Raw genomic sequence first — 26,216 nt, forward strand, 5'->3', positions numbered from 1 at the left:
ATTAAGGGCTTTGCAATCTTTAACTTCAATATCTGATTCTAATAATTTTATAAATATGAGTAATAACGCAGAAAAACTGAAGGCTCTCCAATTAACAATTGATAAGCTGGAAAAAACTTACGGGAAAGGTACGGTAATGAAACTGAGCGATAATAAAGTTCAGGATGTTCCTGCAATTTCTACAGGTTCTTTGGGCTTGGATATGGCATTGGGAGTAGGAGGGATACCTAGAGGAAGAGTGATTGAGATTTACGGACCTGAATCATCCGGTAAAACGACATTGACTATGCATTGTATCGCCGAGGCTCAAAAGGCTGGTGGCTTGGCTGCTTTTATCGATGCTGAGCATGCATTTGATAAGGTGTATGCTGAAAAATTAGGTATCGATACTGAGAACCTTTTGATCTCCCAGCCAGACAATGGTGAACAAGCATTAGAAATTGCTGAGCATTTAATCCGTTCTGGTGCGATTGATATTATCGTCATTGACTCCGTGGCGGCTTTGGTACCGAAAGGTGAATTGGAAGGCGAAATGGGTGAAAGCAAAATGGGACTTCAAGCAAGATTGATGTCTCAGGCTTTGAGAAAATTGACCGGAGCAATCAACAAAACTGGTTGTGCTTGTATTTTCATCAACCAGCTTCGTGAGAAAATCGGTGTAATGTTCGGGAATCCTGAGACTACTACTGGTGGTAATGCTTTGAAATTCTATGCTTCCGTTCGTTTAGATATCCGTAGAATCGGTCAAATCAAAGAAAGTGCTGATAATATTCTAGGAAATAGAACTCGCGTGAAGGTGGTGAAAAATAAAGTGGCGCCTCCATTCAAAGTGGTTGAGTTTGATATCATGTATGGTCAGGGGATTTCCAAAGTCGGTGAAATCATTGACTTGGGAGTTGAGTTTGACATTATTAAGAAGGCTGGATCTTGGTTCTCTTACAATGGTGAGAAACTTGGTCAAGGACGAGATTCTGTTAAAAATTTGATTTTGGATAATCCAGAATTAATGGAGGAATTGGAACTGAAAATCAAGGCTGCTTCTGGTTTAATGGCTGCAGATCCTTCTGTTGAGATTGAAGATTAAAATTGATAAGGTTATAAAATGGAAAGGGCTACTCATTGAGTAACCCTTTTTTATTTTTTGAAGGCTTAATTAAGCCGTTCTGATGGCTTCAACTGGATCAAGTCTAGCTGCCAATGTCGCTGGAATAATCCCGGATACTACTCCAATGATTGAGGATACACCTAATCCCAACATGATATTTTTAAAGGAAAGCACTAGTTCCAAAGTTCCGAGCTGCATAAAACTCAGGAAATAAACTAGTAGGATTCCAGTACCTCCTCCAATTAAGCTCAAGAATACCGCTTCGAACAAGAATTGGAATAGGATGAAATAGTTTCTGGCCCCCAAAGATTTCTGTATTCCAATGATGTTGGTTCTTTCTCGAACCGAAACAAACATGATATTAGCGATACCAAATCCCCCAACCAGAATTGAGAATCCACCGATCACCCAACCTGCAGCTGAGATCACATCAAAAATGGACCCGATGGCATTTTGGATAAATTCGGTTTTGTTCAAAGAGAAATTGTCTTCTTCGGTAGGTTTCAAGCCACGTTTTGCACGCATGATTCCCATCATTTCATTTTCCAAAGCGACTAAGCCAATGTCATCTTCTTTTCCTTTGGCAGCAATAGTAGGCTCAATTCCATTTCTTCCGGTATAGAACATTTTGGTAAATGCTCCATAAGGGATCAAGCAAGCTTCATCTTTGGATGGTAGATCGAATAATCCTTCTCCTTCTTCCTCAAACACTCCGATCACCACATATTTCATTCCTTTGATTTTGATTTCTTTACCAATGATGGGTTGGTTTGGATATAAGGTATTTGCAATTGTTTTACCAATGATTGCCAGGTTTCTGGAAGAATTGATTTCCATCTCGGAGAAATATCTTCCCTCTTCTAGCGCAACTTCGTACACATCTTGGTAAGTGTAAGCTACGCCTGTTAATTGCATTCCTTGGAATGCATTACTCCCAGCTTGAGCGGTTGCTGTTGCAGAGGCAGAGATGGTAACTGCTTCTGCAGATTTTAATCTTTCCTGCATGAATTTATATTCCGCCATTGTTCCAGGTGGCCTTCTGAAATATTTCCACCAAGGATAATCCTGAGGTCCTGATGCAAATGGAAAACGGTCTACCCGCATCACATTTGTTCCCAAAAAAGAAAAAGAGGATTTAATATTATTTTCTAGGGAATCTACGAGTGTGAAAACAGCAATAATGGCAAAAATCCCCACCGTTACACCCAGAAGGGACAATATCGTCCTAGTGAGATTGGAGCTCAGAGCATTAGCTGCGAATCGAAAACTTTCCCAAGTAAGTTGCAAAAACAACATGCTTTTATAATAGTTGGTTAAAACAATTCATCAAGATAGAGGTTTTTGGACATTATGTTATTATCTTTGCATTTTTTAGAGTAATTCTAAATCAAACAAATCAAGCTCAGACATCTAAAGCTTCTCTATGAAATTATCTGATTTCAAATTTGACGTACCAAAGAAACTTGTTGCATTATATCCGACTGAAAATCGTGATGAATCCCGCCTAATGGTGGTTCACAGGAAAACCGGTGAGATCGAACATAGATCATTCAAAGACATTATTGATTACTTCGGTGAGGGTGATGTTTTTGTAACCAACGATACCAAGGTTTTCCCAGCGAGACTGTACGGGAACAAGGAAAAAACAGGTGCAGAAATCGAAGTATTCCTTCTTCGTGAATTGAACCCTGAATTGAGACTTTGGGATGTATTAGTAGATCCAGCGAGAAAAATCAGAGTAGGAAATAAGTTGTATTTCGGTGATTCTGATTTAGTAGCTGAAGTTATTGATAACACCACTTCTAGAGGTAGAACTATCCGTTTCTTGTTTGACGGAACTGAAGAAGAGTTCCATAAGACAATTGACAGTTTGGGAGAAACTCCTCTTTTGAAAGAAATCATCGAGCGTAAGATCGAGCCGGAAGACAGAGATAGATATCAGACTGTTTTTGCTAAGAATGTAGGTGCTGTTGCTGCTCCAACTGCTGGTTTGCACTTCACTCCTCATTTGTTGAAGAGACTAGAGCTTCAAGGCGTAGAGGTAACTCCAATTACTTTGCATGTTGGTTTAGGTACTTTCCGTCAAGTTGACGTAGAAGATTTGACTAAGCATAAAATGGACTCTGAGAATTATGATATTCCAGATGGAACTGTTGACTTGGTGAACGAGGCTTTGGATAACAAAAAGAGAGTGGTAGCAGTAGGTACCACATCTTTGAAAACCATTGAATCATCAGTGACTGCAAATGGAAGATTAAAGGCTTCCAGCGGATGGACTGATAAATTCATCATTCCTCCTTACGAGTTCAAAATTGCAAATGCTTTGATCACCAACTTCCACTTGCCAGAATCAACTTTGTTGATGACAGCAGCAGCTTTTGGAGGATATGATTTGATCATGAAAGCTTATAAGGAAGCAATCAAAGAGAAATATCGATTCTTCTCCTACGGGGATGCGATGTTGATCCTTTAATATTTAGAAGCTCCCAAAAGGGAGCTTTTTTTGTATTTTCACTTTTTGATAATTCATGCTTAATCAGACAGTAGTCCCGAAGGGATACTTTTGTCAAAAATTCAATCCATGAGAAAAGCTGCAGTTTTAGTGGCAGGGGGAAAGGGAACTCGAATGGGAGGGCCAATTTCCAAACAGTATCTACCCATAGGAGGAAAACCGATCCTGATGCACACCTTGGAAGTGTTCTATAAAGTGGATCCGGAAACGGAATTGATTTTGGTGATTCCAGAACTCGATTTTGACTATTGGAATGAATTGGTTGAGACTTTTGGATTCAAAATTCTTCATCAAGTTGTGGCTGGCGGGAATTCCAGATTTCAATCCGTAAAAAATGGATTGAATGCAATCACTTTTCAAGAGGGATTGGTTGCTATTCACGATGGAGTAAGGCCTTTTGTAAAGCCTTCAGTGATTGAGTCAAGTTTTGAGGAAGCAGAAAGATCAGGGAGTGGAATTGCAGTGATTTCTTTGAAAGACTCCATTCGAAAACTGACTGATGATGGAAAGTCATTTTATCAAGAGAGACAATATTTTCGATTAGTTCAGACTCCACAGACTTTTCAACTAGAGAAGATCCGCAAGGCTTTTCGGGTAACCGAGATTCCTCAGTTCACAGATGATGCGACTGTTTATGAACATCAAGGCTGGCAAGTCAGTTTGATTCCTGGAAATCCAGAGAATATCAAAATCACTACTCCTGAAGATATGGATTACGCGGAGTTTCTATTAAGCTTGAAAAAGTAAGGGCGGTCAAATTTTTTGATGAATTTTCACCGACTTTTTCGGTGGCTTTACCGACTTTTTGAGCCTTTAGTCGATTATAGATTCGAGCTTCAGGAGCTCGATGATACATTTGGGTATCATTAATCGACAAAGCAATGGGAAAATTTTCTAATCCAAGATCCAGTAACGACGGTGGTATCGTCTTCGGGTTCATTATTATAGGTGTTGGTGTTCTTATTTTGTTAAGAAAGCTAGGTTTTTATTTCCCTGATTGGGTATTGTCCTGGCCAATGATTTTGGTAGGGGTAGGTATCGTCGTTTTGATCAAACATCAGTTTCAGTCTTTCTTCGGGGCTATGATGTTGGGTTTTGGGCTTTATTTCCTGGTCGAACGAGAATTTGGGTTTGACTTAGGGATAGAACGCTATGTATTCCCTGTAGGCTTGATTTTATTGGGGATTTATCTAGTGACCCAAAAGCAAAAGGAGAAACGCGTGATTGACAATGTGCAGGAGCAAATGAGGAAGAAAACATACCAATCTAGTACAGAGTCTAAATTTTCCTCGGAAAATGTGGAGGATGCCAAAGTCGAGTCCGAAACGAATTACTCTAAAAGTTCTACGGGAATGGGAGGAGTTTCTGGAATCTCTTACTCTGACAGTGTAAATATTGATGCGATCCTAAGTGGAGTGAGCAAAAGAATACTATCAAAGAATTTTCAGGGTGGAAAGTTGACTGCTTTCATGGGAGGCGTTGATTTGGACTTGAGTCAGGCAGATTTGAATGGCGTTGTGACTGTTCAGGTCGATGTGATCTTTGGAGGAATGAAATTGGTGGTGCCACCTCATTGGGATGTCAGAACTGAAGTGACCAATATCGCGGCAGGAATTGAGGATAAGCGAATTTATCGCCAGGCGGAAGTTGATCCGGATAAGGTTTTAGTATTGAAAGGAACCATCCTATTCGGCGGTTTGGAAATCAAATCATTTTAACGACCTTCCCTAGCTAAAAGCAAACGTTTTGTTTTCTAAGGCCTTTTCTACCCCAAATAAAGCGAATTTCATCATTCAGGGAGCCGGAATTATCTGGCTCCTTGCTACATCTGTCATTCTTCATTTTTACGGGATTGAATGGATGGTGGCTTTGGGTGACGGTGCTATCTATTCTTTGATTTTCATTGGGAGCATATTTATTCTAGATCGGATTTTCAGTTCCTATATTCCCAAAGGGGCAAATACTTGGCTACTACTCATCCTTCCACTTGTTTTAAGTTTGGTTGGAGCCTTGTTTCATAGATATTTCTTGCAATGGATTTTCTCAGAGGATCTGGCTTATAAGGATCTCCTCCGGAATCATTTTTTGCTTCGTTGGTTGATCCTAGCGATTGTAGAAATAATGGTGACTTTACTAGCAATAGTAGTGTCCAAGTTGGAGCAACAAGAAGAGCTTCAAAAGAGAGAGCTCCATATGGTAGAGCTCTCCAAGGAGTCAGAGCTATATCAGATCCGTCAACAATTGCAGCCACATTTCTTATTTAATAGTTTGAATTCTATCAATGCATTGGTTGTGTCTCAGCCGCAAAAGGCAAGAGAAATGGTTTTGCAGCTTTCAGACTTTCTAAGAGGTACAATTAGAAAAGATTTACAATCCTGGGTTAAGCTAGAGGAGGAGATAAAATACCTTCAAATGTATCTAGAGATTGAAAAAGTAAGATTTGGTCATCGACTTCAGGTGAATTTTAATGTGGAGGAAGAAGTTTTGGGAATGCTTATTCCTCAGTTATTGATTCAGCCATTGTTGGAAAATGCGATCAAACATGGGCTTTATGGGATTACTGGTCCGGTAGAAATTTATCTAGAAGCAAGGAAAGAGCAGAATTATTTAATAATAATTATTGAAAACCCCTTTGATCCAGAAGCTCCGGCGGTGAAAGGAACTGGATTTGGATTGAGTTCTGTGGAACGACGGTTGTATTTGATATTTGGAAGGATGGATTTATTGAAGAAAGATATTCATGGTAATAAATTTTTGGTGCAACTTAAAATTCCACAATTGAAATGATTCGAACCATAATTATAGACGACGAGCCTTTGGCCGCTGGAATTGTAAGGGAGTTTTTAGCCGAGTTTCCCCAGTTTGAAATTGTAGATCAATGTGAGGACGGTTTTCAAGCGATGAAGTCGATTCAAAAGCACCAACCGGATTTATTGTTCTTGGATGTGCAAATGCCCAAAATTACGGGATTAGAATTGCTGGAATTGTTAGATGAGCCGCCTGCTGTTATTTTTACGACGGCCTTTGATCAGTATGCTTTAAAAGCTTTTGATGCGCAGGCTGTAGATTATTTACTGAAGCCCTTTTCTCAGGATAGGTTTAGACAGGCCATTGAGAGGTTTTTAAGCACTCAAGAGAAAGAGATCGATACTTCTGGGATTCAAGATATGGCTGAGAAGAGTAATCGCCTAGTGGTCCGCGTAAAGAATGAAATTAAAATTATTCCTGTTTCTGAGGTGATGTATTTTGAAGCTCAGGATGATTATATCGCAATTCATACAGATTCCGGTCAGTTTTTAAAAAAGATGACCTTGAAGTCTTTGGAGGAATCTTTGTCACCAGATCAGTTTGCAAGGATTCATCGCTCTTATATGTTGAATTTGAATCAGATCACGAGGATTGAGCCGTATGAAAGAGATAGCTATTTGGTCTTTTTGAAAAATGGAGAAAAGCTTCCGGTGAGTAAGACAGGATATGCAAGACTCAGACAAGTGCTGGGTTTATAAAAAAGAAAGCCCCGATTGAGATCGGGGCAGTGCTTTGTATTTAATATTCGTCCTCGTTGAAGAAGAAGTCGTCTTTCGTCGGATAATCCGGCCAGATCTCTTCAATCGTTTCATAGGGCTCTCCGTCATCCTCCAATTCCTGAAGGTTTTCCACTACTTCTAGTGGCGCTCCAGATCGGATTCCGTAATCAATAAGCTCATCCTTGGTTGCTGGCCAGGGAGCGTCCTCAAGGTAGGATGCTAGTTCAAGTGTCCAGTACATAGTGTTTATTTTAAGGTGTTCCGGATTTTAAGGTTGCAAAATTATCTTTTTTTTTAAATATGTAATCGTGTACTGATTTATTTAAAAGAAAGTTGCTTCAAAATATAATTTTTTACGTCAACTTTTCTTTTCAGACCGAATAGTTTTTTCTTCATCATGATTTCAAAGTCGCTACTTCTAGTCTGAAAATTATCAGAATTTCCTTGAGCGGTATCATATTCAGTTTGATCCCTGTGAAGCAAATCCTTCAACAAAGCTGTTTTGATCTGAATCTGTTCGGCTTCTGGTTTTTCATCAAAATCAGCATATTTTCCATGAACCAGTTTCTCCAAGAATGCTTTCTCAAATACAATATCTGAGAAGAACTGGAATGACCTGGCTAATAAATTCGCATCTTTTGGTTTGCGAGGAGGAAGTTTTCTCCACTCTTGCTGGATTTCCTTTGCACGATTGATCAAAGAAGGAGTAGTAGGTTGGCCAGCTAATCTTTTGATTTCGTCAGTCAAAGTCTCTACTTTTTTCATGACCTCGCGCGGATGCATTTGAGGGCCTGGATTAAGGGTTCTCTTATATCTTGAGAAGATTCTATTGTTCAGTCTGGAAAACTCATCCCAAAGTGGTTGTCTTTTTTCAGCAGGAACTTTCCCGGCAGATTTCCACTCCTTTTGAATTTTTTTACTGATTTCAAAAGCCATTTTAGCGTCGGGAAGGTCATGTGCTTCTCGTGCTTGAACTACCAAAGCTTCGTATACTTTGATGTTTTCTTCAGCCTGAAGTGCCAGACCTTCATAGAAATGTCTTCTATTTTCGAAGAAATGCTGCACAGAATCATTGAATTGTGCTTCGATTTCTTCCTGAATTTCCTTTTCAACCGGTCCAGTCTTGATCCATCTCAATTTTAGCTCTTTATAAAATTCAGTGGTTTCTCTCCAGTCCGTGTCGTCTTTTTTGGATTCAGCCTCTAGGATCAAAGCCTGCTTAACCTCCAAATTTTTGGTCCGGTTAGCCTGAATGATCTCGTTGAGGAATTCTTCTTGTTGATTCAGTTCGTCGATCAAAGGGATAAAGTCACCCAAAGCGTCTGATTCATAGAGTGAATCACGAAGGTGAATCAATTTCATTAGAAAAGAGCCTTTGTTTTGGTTCTCCTGGATATCGGTCTTGAGCTTTTCTACTTTTTCTTTCAGTTGCTCAAAGCGACTTTCAAAATAAGCTAGGGTAGAGGCTTCGTCCTCTTTTACTTCACCGATCTCCCTATCTGCTGTTCCAAGAAATCCCTTCAAATAAACTTTATCGTCTTTAATGTATCCATACGGATGCTCCATTGTTCTACAGTAGGTTAGGTGGTCGTTTTCAATTTTCCGCAAATTAATTAATTCAAAAGCACTTATCCTAAGAAAGGGCTTTTTTTGCATCTTTGCTCTTTAACGCAAATTTTCAAGAAAAATTCAACGCATGAGCGCAGAAAAAATCATCTTTTCCATGGCTGGTGTTTCCAAAGTCTACCCGCCACAGAAAAAAGTTCTTAAAGATATCTACCTCTCATTTTTTTATGGAGCCAAAATCGGTGTCCTAGGTCTTAACGGTTCCGGTAAGTCTTCTTTGCTGAGAATCATCGCCGGAATGGACAAAGATTACTTAGGTGAAGTAGTCTTCTCTCCGGGATATACCGTAGGAATGCTAGAGCAAGAGCCTCAATTGGATCCAAATAAAACTGTCAAAGAGGTCGTCGAAGAAGCAGTTGCTGACACGGTTAATTTGCTGAAAGAATTCGAAGAAATCAACGAAAAGTTTATGGATCCTGCATTGATGGATGATATGGATGCCATGAACAAGCTAATCGAGCGTCAGGGGGAAGTTCAGGAAAAACTGGATGCCGCCAATGCTTGGGAGCTGGACGTGATGCTGGACAAAGCCATGGATGCTTTGAGACTCCCTCCAAGTGATGCTATCGTTGGGAATCTTTCCGGAGGTGAGAAAAGGAGAGTGGCACTTTGTCGCTTATTGCTTCAGGAACCTGATGTCCTGCTTCTGGATGAACCTACTAACCACTTGGATGCGGAATCTGTACATTGGTTGGAGCAGCACTTACAACATTATAAAGGAACTGTCATCGCAGTAACTCACGATAGATATTTCTTGGATAATGTAGCAGGTTGGATTTTGGAATTAGACCGTGGAGAGGGTATTCCTTGGAAAGGGAATTACTCTTCTTGGTTGGACCAAAAGCAGCAACGTTTGAAGCAGGAGGAGAAAACCGAGTCCAAGCGTCAAAAGACCTTGGAGCGAGAATTAGAGTGGATCAGAATGTCTCCAAAAGCGCGTCAATCCAAAGGAAAGGCACGTTTGAACGCTTATGACAAATTGATCGGAGAAGAATCCAAAGAGAAAGAAGCTAAGTTGGAATTGTTTATTCCACCGGGACCAAGATTGGGTGCCAAGGTGATCGAAGCCAACAATGTTTCCAAAGCTTATGGAGATAAATTATTGTTCGAAAATTTAAGCTTTGCCCTTCCTCAAGGTGGTATTGTGGGAATTATTGGCCCTAATGGTGCCGGTAAAACTACCCTCTTCAAATTGATCACCGGTCAGGAAAAACCGGATTCTGGGAATTTCGAAGTGGGTGAGACAGTAAAGCTGGCCTATGTAGATCAAGAGCATGATACTTTGGATGCAAATAAGACCGTTTACCAGACAATTTCGGAAGGCAATGAATTGATGAAATTGGGTAATAAGGAAGTGAATTCTAGAGCTTATGTTTCCAAGTTCAACTTTGCTGGATCTGATCAGGAGAAAAAAGTAGGAGTGCTTTCAGGTGGTGAAAGGAACCGAGTTCATTTGGCTTTGACATTGAAGGAAGGTGGAAACCTGTTGCTTTTGGATGAACCTACCAACGACTTGGATGTAAATACACTTCGAGCTTTGGAAGAAGCCTTGGAAAACTTTGGTGGCTGTGCAGTGATTATCTCCCACGACCGTTGGTTCTTGGATAGAATCTGCACCCATATTTTAGCATTTGAAGGAGATTCTCAAGTGTATTGGTTTGAAGGAAACTTCTCCGATTACGAAGAGAATAAGAAGAAGCGTCTGGGTGATCAGGCACCTTCTAGAATCAGATATAAAAATTTGAAGTAAGAATTTAGAAAGCTAAAGCCCTCTGGATCAGAATGAATCGGAGGGTTTTTTTAAAAGTTTTAACGGTTTGACTATGAGTAGGCGGGCTTAAGAAGCACTTTCCTGTTAGCCATGTCAAAAGTTAGTTAATAGTTTTATTGTTTAGTTTTTCACTGTTGCCTCGCTTACTTCGTGCCTTTTTTATTTTTTCTTCTTTTCAAAGCTGATAAGCAGAAAATTTAATTGGTCAATTAATGTTTGATCTGCCGATTCCTTTTGGCTTAGGTAATCTACTTTGGTCACTACATCCCGGTAGTCATTTTCAGACTTAATCCTTCCTTGGCCGAGGATCTTAGAAATTCGTTTTTCAAATCTTTCGTGGAGGTTGACTTCGTGTCCCGTTCGTTCTTTTATGAAATCATTAAATTTCAAATCTTCTGTCTCTCGAAGCACTTCAGTCAGGTTTCGAAACCACTGTTTTAATTTGGATAGACGACCTTTTGTAAAGCTCTCATTTACCTCGATTTTTAACTTTTGAAAATGTTGAGAAGAATTGAAATCGTTTGTCGCGATTTGTATGGTTTCGGATAGGTAGTCCAAAGTCGAAAGATTCAAATCACGATATTTTTCGAGTTCCGTATGTTTATTAAGGTTAGTCATTTTGTCGGTTGTTCAGCATGAGGCACAACTTATTCATAAATACGGTTTTTCAGTACAAATCTACCTATGAGCAGGTGGATTTGTACTGTTTACTTCTTCTTCAATTCCAGTACCGTAATCTCTGGCCAAATACCAACTCTTCCCGGAAAAGCCAAAAATCCAAAACCTCGATTGACATGGAGATATCGACCTAGTTCCTCGTATAATCCGGCCCATTTGGGATAGCGAAGGGAGGCGGGGCTCCATTTTATAAATCCGGGGATTTCGATTCCAAACTGCATTCCATGGGTATGTCCACTTAGAGTCAAATGAATGAATTGAGCGAATTTTTTCACCTCCTCATCAAAGTGCGATGGGTCATGACTCATCAAGATTTTAAAGCCTTTGTCACTCAGGTTTTCGGTTGCTTTCCCCAAGTCTCCATATTGAGCAAAACCTTTTCCCCAGTTCTCAACCCCAATTAAGTCTATACTTGCCACCTCCCCTTCGATTCCGCTCAGGGCAGGTTTTTGAAGCTTGATGTTTTCATTACGAAGGAGTTGAAATCCCAATTCTTTTTGAATATCAGCCAGGCGATTCAGATTGGCTTTTTTAGCCTCTTGATTCGGCCAAGACATATAATCACCGTAATCGTGGTTGCCCAAAATAGAATACTTGCCCATCGGAGCCTTTAGCTTTTTGAATGTATCGACCCAAGGCTCCATTTCTCCGGCATGATTGTTTACCAAGTCTCCTGTAAAAAGTATCACATCGGATTCCTGCTGGTTGATCAGGTCGACACCGTATTCCAATTTCTTTTTGTCATCAAAACTTCCAGAGTGGATGTCTGAAATCTGTGTGATTGTAAATCCGTCAAACTCTTCCGGTAAATCATCGAACTCCAAGGTGTGTTTGACTACTCGGTAGCGGTATTTTCCAATCAAAACTCCATGAAGAATTCCAACAAAGGGAATAGCTGAAAGAATCAAAGCTGTTTGACTGACGAACTTTCTACGGTCAGGAAGGAAATCACCTTCTCGGCTTCCACTTACAGATTGGTAGGCTCCTGCGAAAAATCGAGTGATATCTTCACCAAACATAAATACAAGTACAATCAGCTTGGGAACCAGCGATAAAACCATCAATGAAACCATCCTTCCAAAATGAAGGCTGACTTGACCTCGATCGTAGGTCATAAAGCCATAAGCTACATAGAGATAAACAAATATGGAAAATGCCCAAAAGGCAATTTTTACTAGGGTTTGCTCTGGGAAAAGGGTTTTAAATGCCTGGTAAGAATACCAGTCGATTAAGGCTAGGAATACAATAAATATGAGAGTACGAATCACTATGTTCTGTTTTAATTGATCTAAAAGGGCGTTTATTTTTGGATTTATTGAGAGGATCCAAATTTGAAATATACATTGAGATTAATTTTTAACGCCTTGTCTCAATCTAAGTTTAGCTCCTTGATAATTTTCCCTTTGGTTAAGGGGAACAGTTACGAAAGGTTATATTTTTTCAAGTAAATGTTTTAAGACTTTTTCGAAATGAAAATATTCCATAGCTATTTCTCTAGCATGTTTACTTTGGGAATTATAGTCAAGGTTGATTTCATTAAAAATAGATTCCAGCTCCAAAGGACTTTTAAATGAGAATAAACCTTTCCCGGATTTAATAAATTTTGAAAATCCGGTTTCTTGAACAACAACAGGTTTACCACTCATTAGATAAGCGGCGCTTCTTTCACTGAACCAACCGCTATTGCTTGAAACATAACCCTCTTTGGCTACGCTCCATTCCCCTTTAGATTGGGAAATGTACATTTGATAGGACTCTGGGGTTAATGTAACTTCAGTGGGGTTTATTATATTCCAACCGTAAGTCTTAAGTTTCTCAGTAGGTGCTGTACTTCCTCCTAAAGCCAATTCAAATTGTTCCTTGAAAATTTTTGGAGTGTTTAGAAAACCTTGGAAAGAGTCAGATTTCATTCCGAATACCTTTCCATTCCATTCCACGTTTTCATAGCTCTCCCATTGCATCACGGTTGTCCAGTTTGCCTTTGAAGTGATTTCTTTGCTTTGAATCCAAAGACCTGGGATTACTGGTTGGCGAGTAGGAGCCCAATTGTATTGGTGAGATGGGATGATACAGTCTTCGTTTCCGATGTTTTCTCCAAATGAAAAAAAAGCATTATGCTCCTTTGCATTTTGATTCATCGCGGGGTTTTTCAGGAGACGAATTTGCGTAAATAATGGGTCGGTGTCTATAAAAGCTTTGATTGGGATATTTAGAAAAATATCATCCAATTGATTAATCCCGGAAAGGTTTAAAAGGATGTCTGCATCTTTTGAGAAAGTAATGACTTCTTGTTTTGTTTTCCCATGCCATTGATTTGAATGCTCATCAAAATAGGCCCATTGATGTTTTAATCCGTGTTTAGAAAAAATAGAATTAATGAATTCTAGGCCAAATGAGGGGTCTGTTGAAAATTCATGGCTAACTGGATTGTAGCAGGAAGGATAATTCCCGCTTTGTTCTAAAAAGAGAACATCATTCCCTAAAAGTTTTAGGCCTAAGGCATATTGGAAATGGTGCCAAACCAAACCACCAACTGGCCCCCTTACAATATATCCCAGAAGGATTATTTTCATTTTTTTATGGAATGTGGATTTAGGTCGGTAGGGGGGAGCGTTTTGATGATTTTAGCAGGGTTTCCCACTACCACTGAATATTCTGGAATGTTCCCTGAAACAATGGATTTGCTACCAATAATAGATCCACGTCCTATGTGGGTGCCTGGTAAGATTATCGAATCAAATCCAATCCAAACATTGTCTTCTATAGTCACGGGTGAAGATTTTGAAAAAGGCATTTGATGCAGATCTGATGAAGAACCATTTTCCAATAAAAAGGCCCTCTGCTCAATTGTTAGGTCTTCACCGAGAAAGTTGTCAGTAATAACAGAGCCCCAAGAAGCCATAACATAATTGCCCAGAGATATTTTTTCTGTACATATAATGTTTGATCCATTAAGAACGCAAAATTCTCCAATTTCAATTTCCCCATTTTCGGAAGTTACAATTTGTGCTGAATCATAGAGCCCAGTTCCTTTGCCAACTTTCAAGGCTTGAGGAATTTTACTGTTGAACATTTCAAAGCAAAAGGCAGTGTCGATGAATACAGCATCATCGATGATTACATTGGAAGGGATTTCTCCATCATACCAGTCGTTGGGAATAATAAATTTCCCTTCAGTCGATTTCTCGATTCCTTTGATGATATTTCGTCTCATGAGATTGGTTTTGCTGGATTTCCCATGACTTTTTGCCCTGGAAGGACATCCTCTAATACCATTGATCCTGGGTAGATATAAGCACCTTTTCCGATCCTAACACCTTTGAGGATTGTAGCATTTAGTCCAATCCAAACATCATCTTCTATAATTACTTGCTCCACTTTAAATGCAGGTCTGGAACTCCTGTCCCCTAAAGGCGAAATAGCGATTATGTCTTTCATTCTTTCTAATGGATCCAAAGGATGGAAGTCTGAATCCGCAATAGTGACACCACCGGCAATAAATACTCTTGAGCCTATTTTTATTCTACCCGAACAGACTAGGGATGCATTAGCCAAATAGCAGTAATCCCCAATTTCGATAATGCCATTTTCTCCAGCAGCCAAAGAGGTCCTCCAAAATGTAACATTATCCCCAATAATAAGCCCAAGTTTTAATTGAGAGTGGTAGTGTTGAAAGCTGTGGCTCGAATCTATTCTCGTATTTTTGCCTACTTTGATGTTTTGTGGCACACTTCCTTGAAACCAATCTCCAGAAAAAACAGCTCCTGGAATAATAGTATGAAACTTAGAATCTGGGTTGGTCATGTATTCAGAAGATTAGAGTGAGTCAATCAAATTCCCTAAAACTTTTTTATGATCAAAGTAAGAGCTAGCTATTTCTCTTGCATTCTTGGAGTGATTATCCCAATCTCCAGAGATTTTTCTTATAGCCTCCAAAGCTTCGTTTTTGTCTGAAAAAGAAAACAGGCCAAGACCTGTTGGATAGTTCTTAGACCAACCAGTGTCTTGAGCTACAACAGGTCGTCCAGCGGCTAAATAACATGCTGATCGGCATGAAAACCATCCTGTTTTTGCTTTTACATATGTTTCTTTAGCTACTGAGATTTCAGCACTTGAAGAATAAATAAAATTTTGATACTTCTTGTGGTCACCGGAAGCCTCCAGAGTAGAAACTATTTCCCATCCATATTTCAATAGCTTTTCAAAACTATCTTCATTTTCATCATTTATGGTTTGCCCTATAGCTATTTTAAAAGAAATGCCAGATTCCAATTCTGGTAAATTTTGAATGATAGGAAAAGTGAGGTCTTTTTGACCCCAAGACTGATTTCCGTATTGGAATTTTTTTCCGGCTTTCCAATTCATGAGAGTTGTGAAGACAAGCTTAGGGGCTGGAGCTTTTTTATTATTCCAATAATCTAGGCAAATAGGCTGTCTTGTGATTTTCCAAGAATAATCTCCTTTGGGGATTAAGCAATCGTCATGAAAAATGTTTTCTCCAAATGTGAAATGGTGCGTGTGCCATTTTGCTAATTCAGCCAATTTCCCTTCTTCTGGAGAAAAGGTTTGATCTGAGTTTATTTGAATCTGAGTAAACATAGGGTCTGTATCCAGCAGAATCCGAATAGGAATTCGTAAGTATTCTTCCCTCATGACATTTGCACAGGAAATATTGATGAATATATCTGCTGATTTGCAAATCTCCAGATACTCCTTTCTTGATTTACCAAAGATTTGTTGGGTTAATTCATCTAAATAGATGTATCGATTTTCTAGACCGAAAGATTTCATGATTTCGTGAAGTCTTTGGATAGTTGTGCTACTGTCATCCCATGTATCTCCGAAGACGGGGTATACTTTGGTGTCTTCAATGTAAAAAACATTATATCCCATTGATTGAAACCCCAGGACATATTGGATATAATCCCAGACAACACCTCCCGCAGGTAGTAACCCAATAAAGCCTCCAATAATTACGGTTCCTTTATACTTAGTCATTGGCGGATAAATACCAGTTGGAAATCTCGATTGATTCTTTTTTTATTTTTGGGTTCAAAATTTTAACCCAAAAATAAAAATCATAGTCGCCATATGCATAGCCTGAATTGCTGAATGCAGACTTCATTGATTCAGTCATTAAACAAACTATCTTCTTAAATCGGGAATCATTCTTATACATATTCCCTATGAAATCAGTAATGCCTTGTATTACTTGTTCTGTAAATTCATGACGATACATCAAATCACAAATAAGAATTTGACTTTCTCGTTCCTTTTCCAGGAAGGTGCACAAACCAATCAGGAGATCACCTTGGAAAACACCTATTATTTTGTAATCCCTATGGCTATTTTTCCACTTTAAGAACTCCTTACTTCGATTAATCATAAAAATTTCTTGGCCTGAAATTTCTTCCCAAAGTGTGTCTATTTGACGATGGTCAAAATCAATAAATCGTATTTGATTTCCAGTTTCATTAAAATTGGAATCATCTGAGACTTCAAGTTTATATAAGGGGAATTTAAACACTTGTGTGTCAACAAGATGAGCTAAGCTTTTCCATCTTGGGTCTGGAATCATGATAAGAAAATCAAAGCTTTTCTTCCTCATAAGTTGAATTCCAAAATTGAAAAGTTGGAGAATGAACTTATAGGCTAATAGTCCACGGTTCTTTTTACCAATTACAGCAGCAAATGGTCGACATCCTGAAAAATATTCCTTTCGATAAGAGACTCTTAATGATATGAATATTAATTGTGCTTGAATTTCTCCTTCTTTTTCAGCTATTACTACAAAGGAGTTCCCATCTGGAGATGAAATGAATCTATTTTTCCAAGTATCTAAATCTATTTCATCCCAACCTGCATTAGAGTTCCAGAATTCGACAAGCTTAGGGAAATCACTAGGGGTACATTCTCTTATAGCCATAAACTAATCGTTTGGAAAAATAAACCATGATTGCCCTTTGATCGATTCAATCGCCTCAGTCGAAGTAGTGGAGGAGATGCCAAATGCAAAATTGTAAGAGATTTTTTCAGTTTTCACCTTCTCTAAAATTGGAGTCAAAAAATCATTGGCGATAATTTTTAAGTCCTGCCCACTATAGGAGCTATTTTCTATCATCCATTTTAGATGAAACTTTTTCAATTTTATCAAAAGTGTAGGAGCTTCTGAAAAATCCGTCATCAAAAAATCCAGAATTAAACCTGAACTTTTTTTAATTATAAAGTATCCTGCCAGATTTTTCTTGATGTCATAAATTCCGATTTTAAGTTCATCGCCCCATTTATATTTCAACCATTCTATCGATCTATTCACATAGGAAAGGTTGGGGTAGTTTGATTTGAAGCCTTTCCAAACAGAATTAAAATCTTCAGAAAATTCATTTACCTCATTCAAATAATAATTCCCCAGATCAACTTCTTTATCTAAAATTTTAAGGCAGGAGAATATTTGAAGCTCCCAAGGAAACAAATCTATCCTATGCAAGGATTTTAAAGGTTTAACCCAACCGTAGGCAGGGAATACATAAAGCCATTCAAAGCCTTTCTTTTTCGCATATTTCGCACCATTCAAAAATAGTTCTACCATCAAGGATAGACTTTCTGGATATACTGAAGATCTGTAATCATTCTGTATTATAGGGGCAGATACTTTTGCTGCAAGCTTTTCTTTCCCCTTTAAATAAATATAAGTAGGTGTGTAGAATATTTGCGCTATAATTCTTTCAGAATTATCTAGGGCCAAATAAATGATTACCTCACCAAAAGGAGTAGAGAGCCATTTTTTAAACTCATTTTCACTTGGTCTTCCCCATCCGGAAGAGTGCTCCCATAAATCTAGAACTCCATTTAAATCAGAGTCTTCATATTCTCTAAAAATAAATTGTTTTTCGCCCATTTCTAGTTGATAGTTTGTTGGGTGTAAAGGTTGAAATAGAGTCCTTTTTGTTGGATCAATTGTTCGTGAGAGCCTAGTTCTGAAATCGACCCATTTTTCAAAACCAGAATTTGATCTGCATTTTTTATAGTTGAAAGTCTATGGGAAATGACGATAACAGTTTTGTCCTTGCAATAGTCTTTAAGTCTCCTGAAAATCCTTCCTTCCGTAATTGCATCAACAGAAGAGGTAGGTTCATCTAAAACTATGATTGGTGTGTCCATTACAAAAGTTCTAGCAAGAGAGAGTCTTTGTTTTTCACCGCCTGAAAGCGATAATCCTGCTTCGCTAACAATTGTGTCATAGCCTTTTGGCAATTTTGTAATAAAGTCATGAGCTTCACTTAAGGTTGCTGCCATTTCGATTTGTTCTCTGGTAGCATTTGGATTCCCAAACCTTATGTTTTCAGCGATACTCACAGGAAATAGGATTGGGTCCTGTAAAACCATAGAAATATTGCTTCGCAAGGACACCAAGCTAAAATTACTAATGGGAGTACCGTTGATTTTAATCTGTCCTTCCCATGGTTCATAGAACCTTCCTAATAAAGATATTAGAGAGGTTTTGCCAGCTCCAGTTGTTCCGATTATGGCTGTTACTTTGCCAGGTTTTGCCTTGAAATTAATCTGTTTTAAAACACAATGTTCATCTTCTTGGAAGCGGTTATATCCAAATTGTATATCAGAAAATTCGATCAAGCAGGATTTTTCATTCAAATCGATAGAGTTGTCTTTTTCAAAGACCTCCTCTTTAGAGTCAAGTATATCATAAATTCTACTTGCTCTGGCAGCTAGCGAAACGGATGCTCCGGCGGCTGTGGAGAGTGAAGTGACTGGTCCATATATGGCGGTAATATAACCTAGAAAAACATACAAATCTCCAGGAGATAAGTCACCCTCGAGTCCTTTATAAGCTCCTAGCCCTACCAATACGACCGAAGCCAAGCCTGTTATCAATTTAACAGTTTGGTTGTACGTCTCCCCTATAGTGACTGCTTTAAAATAGGCTTTCTTAAATCCCAATGCTAGAAAGTCCAGTTTACCTAGCATGAATTTTTCTCTTACAAAAGTTTGAATAACTCTCATTGAGACAAGGGCTTGCTGAACAAAACCTGAGAGTTCTCCTTGCTTCGAATATTGTTCTAATGTGGAATCGTTCATAGGTTTGTTTACAACAAAAAGGGCCAAAACAAGCAAAGGAATCACCGATATAGTAATAATGGCTAATGTGGTGTCAATTAGCATCATCACAAAAAACATCCCTGCTAAAACTAAGACAGAGGAAATGAGCGGGAGTACAATTTGTCCAACTAGCAGGTACATGACGAAAATGTCGCCATTAAACCTTTGTAATAGGTCGCCTGCTTTATTTTTTGAATAAAACCTCATGGAAAGAGACTGGAACTTTTTGTATAGCTCAAGTGAGAGGTCGTATACTAAGCCTATACCGATTTTTGTAACTAATAGGAATGAGATATAGCCTAAGAATATTTCGCCTAAAACTATAATTACCATGAGGGCTAAACTAAAAATGAGTAAGTCATTTTCAGATTGCCCACTGTTATTAATATGGAAAAAGTCGCTTATAAATTGTGGGAACTCTTGCTTTAAAAGAACATTGTCAATAATTATTTTTACCGGAAGTGGTTTAGCCACAGTGAAAACCACTCCGAAAATTGAAATGAATATTAATAAAGTTAGCCTCCACTTATAAGGGAGAAGAGAAGTCAATAGTCTCTTTAAAATATTAATATTCTTCATTTTAAATCATATTTCCATCTCTAGATTCAAGCATAAGTTTTTGTAAGCGAGGACTTTCAATGTTAAGTACTTCATTACTCAAAACTTTATTGTTATCTAGTTCGTCGCTTAATTTAGAGTCAATTGATTCAACGGACATTCTGAAAGTTCTTAAAAGATAACATGAATCAGCTAAGATTTTCAACAATAGTAAGATTGACATTGTACCAAAAAAACTAAAACTGATGTAAGCCTGATTTTTGAATGCTAAAAACGAAACTATTGCTAGTCCAACCAAAAGTAGCTCAGGGAGAATAGAGAGTGATAGTCGCTGTTTGATTTTGAAAAACTGTTTTCCCATTCCATGTTCTTCGACTGTAAACAAGGCTCTAGCTGAAATGAAAGGTCCTATTTTATATTCCAAATCCCATCTGTCATAGTCTCCACCATTTTTTACTTTTAATTTCTTTTTCAACAACTCCTTTTTTAGATTGAATTGCATTTCAGAAAGCTCTTGCCATTTTTCGGACCATACAGAAACCATCTGCGGGAAAATTGAAAAGCTATTAAGATATTTTAGATTGGCCAGACTACCTCTTGATGGATTTAGACCATATTTAATTCTGCCTTTCAATCTAGCCAAAGGCTGAATGAAATGCATATAAGTGGTGATGGCGAATCCTTTTAACTTTTGATTGCTTGGGATGGATTTGTTTTTCCTTATTGCTTTTGCCGCAGATAATGCGGATTGGAAAAAGACTATTCCGAGCATAAAAAGGAAGACAGGGAATGCAATTCCAAATAATGGAAGTTCAAACCCAAAAATTGAGACGATCCCAAAAAAACCGATAATAAAAAAGTATTCGGGCATTAAAGAGATACTATTCCAGGAGTTATAAGAATCATTGTAAACTGATTGAAATAAAGCGGAGCCTTGACTCCCGTAAAATATTTTCCTTTTTCTAGGGTAAAAAGACTTTGTCAATCCGCTGCCATAAATATGTCCTCTCCAACTTAAATGGCCCAAGCTATTATATTTCTCCGGCCATTTTTTCTCTAGCAAGGCTTCTGCTTTTCCATAGCCTTCCTGCTGCTTCCAATACATTCTCAATGAGCTACGTCTATGATGCCAAACAAAAGCCGAATGATGGAAGCCTATCTCATATCCTTTTTCTTGGATTCTCCAGCAAATATCTACGTCATCACCTGCAGCTCTAAAAACTTCATCAAATCCTCCAATTTCCATTAATACAGACTTTTTAAAGGACATGTTGCAACCAGGGATATGTTCCGCAACTTCATCATCCAAAAGAACATGACAGGGTCCGCCTGGAGAATTAGCAACGCATTGAGAGGTTAACTCAGCTTTTTTTGGTGGTAAATTATGACCTCCAACCCCAGCAAAATTGCTATCTAGGTAAGTGGAAGCCAAATATGTAAGCCATTTTGGGTCAGGATAGGCATCGTCATCAATATAAGCTATGATTTCCCCATTAGAAGCATACATTCCGGTGTTTCTTGCATTGCTCAATCCACGGTTTTCGGTACTAATTAAATGAACATCGAATTCAGAGGCTATCTCTGCGGTATTGTCTTTAGATCCATCATTTACTACAATTACCTCATAGTTTGGATATTCTAACTTTTTTAATCCTTCTAGTGTATCTCGGATCGTTCTGGAGCCATTATATGAACAAACCACAATTGAAATGAGAGGGAAATCTGCACTACCCTTATATGGCATTTCTTCAAATGCGGTTTTTACAGATTCAAGAGCAGGCTTGGGTATTCTTTCCCTGTCGACTAATCCGAAGTCCCAATCATCTATAGGGAGTCCTCCTCTCCACCAATCGTCAGTCCAGGAAAAAACAAAGCAGCCAGCACATCCCTTTTCAAATATTTTCCGGATTTGCCAGTCAAGAGTTACAGCCTGTCTTTCCAAGCCATTTCTCATGCTATCAAGACCAATTTCAGAAAGTAGAAGAGGCTTGTCTTCTGCCAAATTATGTAGCTTCGCTAAATACCTAGTAAGCTTTTCTTCATTTTCAAGGAAGACATTGAAGCAATAAAAATCTAAAAAAGAAAGGTCAAGATATTCTGTAGTTGGATAATTTACATAGGTTACTAGTGAATTTGGATCCGTCTTTTTTACTGTTTTGTAGAGCTTTTTTAGAAAAGCCGAAATCCTCTTGTCTCCATACCACCTAACTATGTTTGAAGGGATTTCATTTCCAATTGCGTAGGCAAAAATGGCTGGATGGTGATTGCAGTCTATGATGTTTTGTCTTACTCTATTGACAATATCGTTCTCTTGTTCTTTTGTGTCTAAAAATGTTAAATGCTGTTCCCAAGGCATTCCAATCATCATTTTTAGATTGTGTTTTAAGGCAATGTCAAGAATTTTAAGTGGAGGAACGGTATAAGTTCTTACTGTGTTGATGCCATTTTTAGACATTAGCAAAAAATCTTTTTCAACAATTTCAAGAGGTGGGAAAAGGTCTCCTGACTCATTTGGTTCAAAAGTGCCATAAGTAACACCCTTGATGTAAATTCTACTTTCTTTCAAGTTGAAAAATTTTCCATCGATTGATGGTCTGTCAATTAGCTCTTTGACTTCAATCATAAACTTAAAGTTAAGGTACTGTTCTATGAAATTTTTTTCAGTCGATACAAAAAGTCCCTATTCGATTTCAATTCAAATGAAATTTTATAAATCTTAAAACAGCCGCTATCGAAAGACTCTTCCAATAGTTTAAGGTTGTATTGAATAATTAATTTTTAACTTTGTAAAGGTTAAAATTTTATTCAATTAATTTAATTTATAAAAATTATTCTTTTGATAATCAATTTTATTCTTCTTTAAAACATGGAGGTATTGATTTTTAAGATTAGGGGGTTTTTTGACTTTTTTTAAAGGGTAATGCGTAATTATTGAAAATGTAATTTTTTTAGGAAAATAAAGAAAAAAATTAAATGAAACATGGTTTTTATTTCAATTTTTAAAATAAGTGCTTTTAGTCTCAAATACAATATATAGTGAGAATAGTACAAATTATTTGGTGTTGTGATTGGTTGAGATGCATTTTGGTGAAGAAAGAAGCTTTTGAACCTTTTAGAGATTCTAAATGGTTTAAAGTTTTTTAGATCCTTTTGATTTTCCCGAAATCGAATCCGTTTCTTTTCCTGAAGTTTTACATTTCAAATATGTTTTTTTACAAATGGCTATTTTTCTTGCGGTGATTATTAAACCCTAGATTATGATTAAGTACTTATCTAAAACTGTTTTTCTGACAGTTTCATTTGCAGCATTTTCCTTTTCGCTTTTTGCCCAAACTCCCAAAAATACTCCTAGAACTTCCCTTACATTGGAGTACGGGGCTCATCGAATAGGGAAACGAACAGATCAGATGATGGAGACATGGAGAAACTATGGATTGGGGCAGTTTATCCATTGGGGAGTTTATGCTCTGACAGGAGGGCATTGGGATGGAGAATACTATTCGGGCGCGGCTGAGTGGATTCGATCTTGGGACAAAATGCCAAAGGATGCCTATGATCAACTATACAAATCCTTTGATCCCAAAAACTATGAACCCAAAGCTTGGGCAAAGCAAGCCAAAGAAATGGGTGCCAAATACATGATCATTACCACTAAGCACCATGATGGTTTTAGTCTGTGGCCAAGTAAATACACGGATTATGATGTGACTAATTCTCCGTATGGAAATGATATCATTGGCCCTTTGGTGGAGGCATATGACGCCGAAGGAATTGACGTGTATCTCTATTTTTCTGTGATGGATTGGAGCCAGCCCGGTTATCGAGTATCTCTAGAGACAGAAGAAGATAGAACCGCCTATGAGGATTTTAAGGCTTTTACACGAAATCAATTGATTGAATTATTGGAGCTCTATCCAAGCGCCAAAGGGCTGTGGTTTGACGGGACTTGGGATGAGGCATGGAAAGAGCAGGCGGTTTTTGCTGATGAGTTAGAAAAAGAGATGAGAGCCATGATTCCGGGTTTGATTATCGGTAGTCGCTTCCGCCCTGATGATTATGGGAATCGACATTTTGATAGCAATGGAGATTTGATGGGGGACTATGAGCAAGGCTGGGAGAGAAAGCTTCCCAATACTTATGAGGATACGAAAGGCAATGATTGGGATGCTGTCATGACAGTTCCAGAAAACCAATGGGGCTATCATTCGGACTGGAGAGGACATGTGAAAAGCAGTTATGAATTGATCGAAATGTTGGTCAAGTCAGTTTCCTTGGATGGGAATTTCGTGTTGAATTTTGGTCCGGATGGACAGGGGAATATTCGCTCTGAGGAAGCCAAATTGGCTAAGGAAATCGGTGATTGGATGAAGGTAAATCAGAAAGCAATTTATTCCTGCGGGTATCTCAATTGGCAAAAGCAGGATTGGGGATATTACACCCAAAGCCGTGAGGATGGAAAAATCTATATGGTGGTATTCAATCAGCCACTAGATGGGAAATTGAGAGTGAAGACTGCAGATAAAGTTATTTTGGACAAAGTTTATCCATTGGAAAATCCGGGAATGATTCTTACCCCAGAATTGATTCAAAAAAACGAATATTTTATTCCGGTTATCATGGATCAAAAATGGACTTCACCATACGTGATTGTAGTAGAGTCTTCTTCAACTGACGAGGATAAAAATGGGGGTTTTCAAAAAGCAAAGACTTGATTTAAGCCGGATGGAAAAATAAGTGTCTAACACGACTTTGTGGGACTTTTGGTCTTTCAAAAGTCCCAAACATAGATAGCCTGTCATATCCATTTTGATTGTTCAAAGAATATTAATGACTCAGACTGACTAAAATAAAGAAGTTTGAAAAAGCCTATTCTTTTTCAGGCTGAGTCAATTGATAAGTTTCATCGTATAAACTCAATTGTCTTTTTCGCCATTGGGCTCCTTCCAAGAAAACTGGGTGAGGTAAACTTACTTCCCAGTCACCTAATTTCTTTAATAAGCTTTGAGTGATATCTGATTTTTCCAATGCCAAGTTATTAAGCTCGGAAGGATCTTCTTTCAAATTATAAAGCATAGGCAATCTGTCAGGTATACTTACCAGCTTCCAGTCTCCATGTCTGATTGCCCGGCTTATGGTGAATTTCCATTTGATTTCTCTTTCAAGTTCAATTGAAGTTGAGCCTGTTAAAGAAGGGTTTAAATCCACTCCTGAAAATCCCTTTAACTCAGATTTTCCCTGACTTGCCAATGCTAAAAATGTCGGAGCAATATCCAAAGAACTGACAGTTTGATTGGAGATTTGACCTTCAGGGTATTTGGCAGGAAGATTTAAGATAAATGGAACGTGAATTCCTCCTTCCAACAAAATTCCTTTTTGACCTCTATAGGGAGCATTGATGGACGCATTGCTGTCTGCTGGCCCGCCGTTGTCACTAATGAATACCACTAAGGTGTTTTCTTTGATCCCGTTTTCTTCCAATGAATGTATGATTTTTCCCACATTGATATCCAAGCGATGAACCATGGCTGCATAGGTTCGTCGTTTTTCATCCAGGATATTTTGATACAAAGCCAAGTCTTCCTCCAAAGCTTGCATAGGAGTGTGTGGTGCGTTGAAAGAAGCAAAAAGAAAGAAGGGTTCACTTTTATGTCTAGTGATAAAATCGACACATTCATTACCCACATCATCGGTAATGTAAGTAAGAGGGGCCGGAGTTTTGAAATTTGATTCTATAGGTTCTTTGTAACCTTTGCCTTCAGGTAAGGCTTCAAAATAATCATGGCCTCCTCCTGTATATCCCCAAAACTCATCAAAGCCTCTTTTCAGTGGATGGAACTGTGGTTCCTTTCCCAAATGCCATTTGCCAATCAATCCATTGACGTAACCATATGGTTTTAGTAAATCAGCCAAGGTTTTTTGAGATAGTGGCATTCCCAAATACTCAGGATCAAAGCCAGGTTGGTTCTCTGCTAAATTGTTGTCGTGTCCAAATTCCACTTGGTTTACCCCTGTGATCAATCCGGCTCTCGAAGGACTGCAAACTGCTGAAGAGACATATCCTTGTGTAAAAGTCACACCAGAGGCTGCAAGTTGGTCGATGTTTGGGGTTTTGATTTGAGTACTTCCTGTAAAACCCAGATCTCCATATCCCAGATCATCTGCAACTATAAGAACGAGGTTGTATTTAGTGGTGTCTGGCAGATTGTGGCTCCAAGAATTATGAAATATTAGGGAGAAAAGAACAATTGAGAATGTGAAACCTGAACGGATCATGTTGTAAACTGAAATAATGAGGTTTTATAAAATGTGGCTTTGAAGATA

22 protein-coding genes are annotated in these 26,216 nt (G+C 38.3%); 8 read left to right on the forward strand and 14 right to left on the reverse strand.

All coding sequences use genetic code 11. The features are described 5' to 3' along the window. Positions 1-55: 55 nt before the first annotated feature. A complete protein-coding gene (gene recA / locus BUF13_RS18215) occupies positions 56-1,084 on the forward strand; it encodes a recombinase RecA (protein WP_073573258.1) in 1,029 nt (342 codons plus the stop codon). A gap of 69 nt (positions 1,085-1,153) precedes the next feature. Here the strand turns inward: recA and BUF13_RS18220 are convergent, their stop codons facing one another. After that, positions 1,154-2,401 carry an ABC transporter permease gene (locus BUF13_RS18220; RefSeq protein WP_073573259.1) on the reverse strand — a complete coding sequence of 416 codons (1,248 nt, stop codon included), beginning with the start codon at positions 2,399-2,401 and terminating at the stop codon, positions 1,154-1,156. 127 nt (positions 2,402-2,528) lie between these two features. On the opposite strand from BUF13_RS18220, the gene queA reads away from it, so the two are divergent. The 5 genes from queA to BUF13_RS18245 all read left to right on the forward strand — a co-directional run bounded on the left by queA (position 2,529) and on the right by BUF13_RS18245 (position 7,123). Continuing rightward, entirely contained in the window at positions 2,529-3,578 is a 1,050-nt protein-coding gene (gene queA, locus BUF13_RS18225; protein WP_073573260.1) for a tRNA preQ1(34) S-adenosylmethionine ribosyltransferase-isomerase QueA, read from the forward strand. A 108-nt stretch (positions 3,579-3,686) separates the two neighbouring features. Then, complete coding sequence (locus tag BUF13_RS18230) at positions 3,687-4,364, forward strand: 2-C-methyl-D-erythritol 4-phosphate cytidylyltransferase (protein ID WP_073573261.1); 678 nt, start codon at positions 3,687-3,689, stop codon at positions 4,362-4,364. A gap of 134 nt (positions 4,365-4,498) precedes the next feature. Then, positions 4,499-5,335 (forward strand): LiaF transmembrane domain-containing protein, encoded by an 837-nt coding sequence (locus tag BUF13_RS18235; RefSeq protein ID WP_073573262.1) that lies wholly within the window; start codon positions 4,499-4,501, stop codon positions 5,333-5,335. Between the two features lie 28 nt (positions 5,336-5,363). Then, a complete protein-coding gene (locus BUF13_RS18240; RefSeq protein WP_073573263.1) occupies positions 5,364-6,404 on the forward strand; it encodes a sensor histidine kinase in 1,041 nt (346 codons plus the stop codon). Continuing rightward, the gene (locus BUF13_RS18245; protein ID WP_073573264.1) at positions 6,401-7,123 is read left to right on the forward strand and encodes a LytR/AlgR family response regulator transcription factor; all 723 of its coding nucleotides are present in this window, start codon (positions 6,401-6,403) and stop codon (positions 7,121-7,123) included. The genes BUF13_RS18240 and BUF13_RS18245 overlap by 4 nt, the downstream gene beginning before the upstream one ends. A gap of 40 nt (positions 7,124-7,163) precedes the next feature. Here the strand turns inward: BUF13_RS18245 and BUF13_RS18250 are convergent, their stop codons facing one another. Both BUF13_RS18250 and BUF13_RS18255 read right to left on the reverse strand, forming a co-directional pair. Then, on the reverse strand, positions 7,164-7,385 hold the full coding sequence (locus BUF13_RS18250; protein ID WP_008202749.1) for a DUF2795 domain-containing protein: 222 nt from the start codon (positions 7,383-7,385) through the stop codon (positions 7,164-7,166). A gap of 77 nt (positions 7,386-7,462) precedes the next feature. Then, positions 7,463-8,710: a DUF349 domain-containing protein gene (locus tag BUF13_RS18255; protein ID WP_073573487.1), complete on the reverse strand. Its 1,248-nt coding sequence runs from the start codon at positions 8,708-8,710 to the stop codon at positions 7,463-7,465. A gap of 130 nt (positions 8,711-8,840) precedes the next feature. Here BUF13_RS18255 and ettA point away from each other — a divergent pair, with 130 nt between their 5' ends. Beyond that, positions 8,841-10,520 carry an energy-dependent translational throttle protein EttA gene (ettA, locus tag BUF13_RS18260; protein ID WP_073573265.1) on the forward strand — a complete coding sequence of 560 codons (1,680 nt, stop codon included), beginning with the start codon at positions 8,841-8,843 and terminating at the stop codon, positions 10,518-10,520. A gap of 180 nt (positions 10,521-10,700) precedes the next feature. Here the strand turns inward: ettA and BUF13_RS18265 are convergent, their stop codons facing one another. From BUF13_RS18265 to BUF13_RS18310, 10 genes are all read right to left on the reverse strand, one after another. Then, a complete protein-coding gene (locus BUF13_RS18265) occupies positions 10,701-11,159 on the reverse strand; it encodes a hypothetical protein (protein WP_073573266.1) in 459 nt (152 codons plus the stop codon). 89 nt (positions 11,160-11,248) lie between these two features. Then, positions 11,249-12,487, reverse strand: coding sequence for a metallophosphoesterase (locus BUF13_RS18270; protein ID WP_073573267.1), 1,239 nt, complete (start codon positions 12,485-12,487; stop codon positions 11,249-11,251). Between the two features lie 162 nt (positions 12,488-12,649). Continuing rightward, positions 12,650-13,792, reverse strand: coding sequence for a hypothetical protein (locus BUF13_RS18275; protein ID WP_083586518.1), 1,143 nt, complete (start codon positions 13,790-13,792; stop codon positions 12,650-12,652). Next, complete coding sequence (locus tag BUF13_RS18280) at positions 13,789-14,433, reverse strand: acyltransferase (RefSeq protein ID WP_073573268.1); 645 nt, start codon at positions 14,431-14,433, stop codon at positions 13,789-13,791. The genes BUF13_RS18275 and BUF13_RS18280 overlap by 4 nt, the downstream gene beginning before the upstream one ends. Then, the gene (locus BUF13_RS18285) at positions 14,430-15,023 is read right to left on the reverse strand and encodes an acyltransferase (RefSeq protein WP_073573269.1); all 594 of its coding nucleotides are present in this window, start codon (positions 15,021-15,023) and stop codon (positions 14,430-14,432) included. Before BUF13_RS18285 ends, BUF13_RS18280 begins: the two co-directional genes overlap by 4 nt. Positions 15,024-15,035: 12 nt before the next feature. Continuing rightward, on the reverse strand, positions 15,036-16,217 hold the full coding sequence (locus tag BUF13_RS18290; protein ID WP_073573270.1) for a glycosyltransferase: 1,182 nt from the start codon (positions 16,215-16,217) through the stop codon (positions 15,036-15,038). Beyond that, on the reverse strand, positions 16,210-17,145 hold the full coding sequence (locus BUF13_RS18295; protein ID WP_073573271.1) for a GNAT family N-acetyltransferase: 936 nt from the start codon (positions 17,143-17,145) through the stop codon (positions 16,210-16,212). The genes BUF13_RS18290 and BUF13_RS18295 overlap by 8 nt, the downstream gene beginning before the upstream one ends. A gap of 3 nt (positions 17,146-17,148) precedes the next feature. Next, entirely contained in the window at positions 17,149-18,117 is a 969-nt protein-coding gene (locus BUF13_RS18300; RefSeq protein WP_073573272.1) for a GNAT family protein, read from the reverse strand. 2 nt (positions 18,118-18,119) lie between these two features. Continuing rightward, entirely contained in the window at positions 18,120-19,916 is a 1,797-nt protein-coding gene (locus BUF13_RS18305) for an ABC transporter ATP-binding protein (protein ID WP_073573273.1), read from the reverse strand. Position 19,917: 1 nt separating this feature from the next. Continuing rightward, positions 19,918-22,518, reverse strand: a complete 2,601-nt coding sequence (locus tag BUF13_RS18310) for a glycosyltransferase (RefSeq protein WP_073573274.1) — start codon at positions 22,516-22,518, stop codon at positions 19,918-19,920. 634 nt (positions 22,519-23,152) lie between these two features. Between BUF13_RS18310 and BUF13_RS18315 the strand changes: the two genes are divergently transcribed. Further along, a complete protein-coding gene (locus tag BUF13_RS18315) occupies positions 23,153-24,607 on the forward strand; it encodes an alpha-L-fucosidase (RefSeq protein WP_073573275.1) in 1,455 nt (484 codons plus the stop codon). Between the two features lie 154 nt (positions 24,608-24,761). Here BUF13_RS18315 and BUF13_RS18320 read toward each other — a convergent pair whose 3' ends face one another. After that, the gene (locus tag BUF13_RS18320) at positions 24,762-26,168 is read right to left on the reverse strand and encodes a sulfatase-like hydrolase/transferase (protein WP_073573276.1); all 1,407 of its coding nucleotides are present in this window, start codon (positions 26,166-26,168) and stop codon (positions 24,762-24,764) included. Positions 26,169-26,216 lie beyond the last annotated feature (48 nt).

The sequence above is a fragment of the Algoriphagus zhangzhouensis genome, from assembly GCF_900148515.1.
Classification (GTDB): domain Bacteria; phylum Bacteroidota; class Bacteroidia; order Cytophagales; family Cyclobacteriaceae; genus Algoriphagus; species Algoriphagus zhangzhouensis.

What these genes read in the sequence shown, in the direction of transcription:
- recA (WP_073573258.1), top strand. Translation starts at nt 56, where the DNA reads ATGAGTAATAACGCAGAAAAACTGAAGGCTCTCCAATTAACAATTGAT.
- BUF13_RS18220 (WP_073573259.1), bottom strand. Translation starts at nt 2,401, where the DNA reads ATGTTGTTTTTGCAACTTACTTGGGAAAGTTTTCGATTCGCAGCTAAT.
- queA (WP_073573260.1), top strand. Translation starts at nt 2,529, where the DNA reads ATGAAATTATCTGATTTCAAATTTGACGTACCAAAGAAACTTGTTGCA.
- BUF13_RS18230 (WP_073573261.1), top strand. Translation starts at nt 3,687, where the DNA reads ATGAGAAAAGCTGCAGTTTTAGTGGCAGGGGGAAAGGGAACTCGAATG.
- BUF13_RS18235 (WP_073573262.1), top strand. Translation starts at nt 4,499, where the DNA reads ATGGGAAAATTTTCTAATCCAAGATCCAGTAACGACGGTGGTATCGTC.
- BUF13_RS18245 (WP_073573264.1), top strand. Translation starts at nt 6,401, where the DNA reads ATGATTCGAACCATAATTATAGACGACGAGCCTTTGGCCGCTGGAATT.
- BUF13_RS18250 (WP_008202749.1), bottom strand. Translation starts at nt 7,385, where the DNA reads ATGTACTGGACACTTGAACTAGCATCCTACCTTGAGGACGCTCCCTGG.
- BUF13_RS18255 (WP_073573487.1), bottom strand. Translation starts at nt 8,710, where the DNA reads ATGGAGCATCCGTATGGATACATTAAAGACGATAAAGTTTATTTGAAG.
- ettA (WP_073573265.1), top strand. Translation starts at nt 8,841, where the DNA reads ATGAGCGCAGAAAAAATCATCTTTTCCATGGCTGGTGTTTCCAAAGTC.
- BUF13_RS18265 (WP_073573266.1), bottom strand. Translation starts at nt 11,159, where the DNA reads ATGACTAACCTTAATAAACATACGGAACTCGAAAAATATCGTGATTTG.
- BUF13_RS18275 (WP_083586518.1), bottom strand. Translation starts at nt 13,792, where the DNA reads ATGAAAATAATCCTTCTGGGATATATTGTAAGGGGGCCAGTTGGTGGT.
- BUF13_RS18280 (WP_073573268.1), bottom strand. Translation starts at nt 14,433, where the DNA reads ATGAGACGAAATATCATCAAAGGAATCGAGAAATCGACTGAAGGGAAA.
- BUF13_RS18285 (WP_073573269.1), bottom strand. Translation starts at nt 15,023, where the DNA reads ATGACCAACCCAGATTCTAAGTTTCATACTATTATTCCAGGAGCTGTT.
- BUF13_RS18290 (WP_073573270.1), bottom strand. Translation starts at nt 16,217, where the DNA reads ATGACTAAGTATAAAGGAACCGTAATTATTGGAGGCTTTATTGGGTTA.
- BUF13_RS18295 (WP_073573271.1), bottom strand. Translation starts at nt 17,145, where the DNA reads ATGGCTATAAGAGAATGTACCCCTAGTGATTTCCCTAAGCTTGTCGAA.
- BUF13_RS18300 (WP_073573272.1), bottom strand. Translation starts at nt 18,117, where the DNA reads ATGGGCGAAAAACAATTTATTTTTAGAGAATATGAAGACTCTGATTTA.
- BUF13_RS18305 (WP_073573273.1), bottom strand. Translation starts at nt 19,916, where the DNA reads ATGAAGAATATTAATATTTTAAAGAGACTATTGACTTCTCTTCTCCCT.
- BUF13_RS18310 (WP_073573274.1), bottom strand. Translation starts at nt 22,518, where the DNA reads ATGATTGAAGTCAAAGAGCTAATTGACAGACCATCAATCGATGGAAAA.
- BUF13_RS18315 (WP_073573275.1), top strand. Translation starts at nt 23,153, where the DNA reads ATGATTAAGTACTTATCTAAAACTGTTTTTCTGACAGTTTCATTTGCA.
- BUF13_RS18320 (WP_073573276.1), bottom strand. Translation starts at nt 26,168, where the DNA reads ATGATCCGTTCAGGTTTCACATTCTCAATTGTTCTTTTCTCCCTAATA.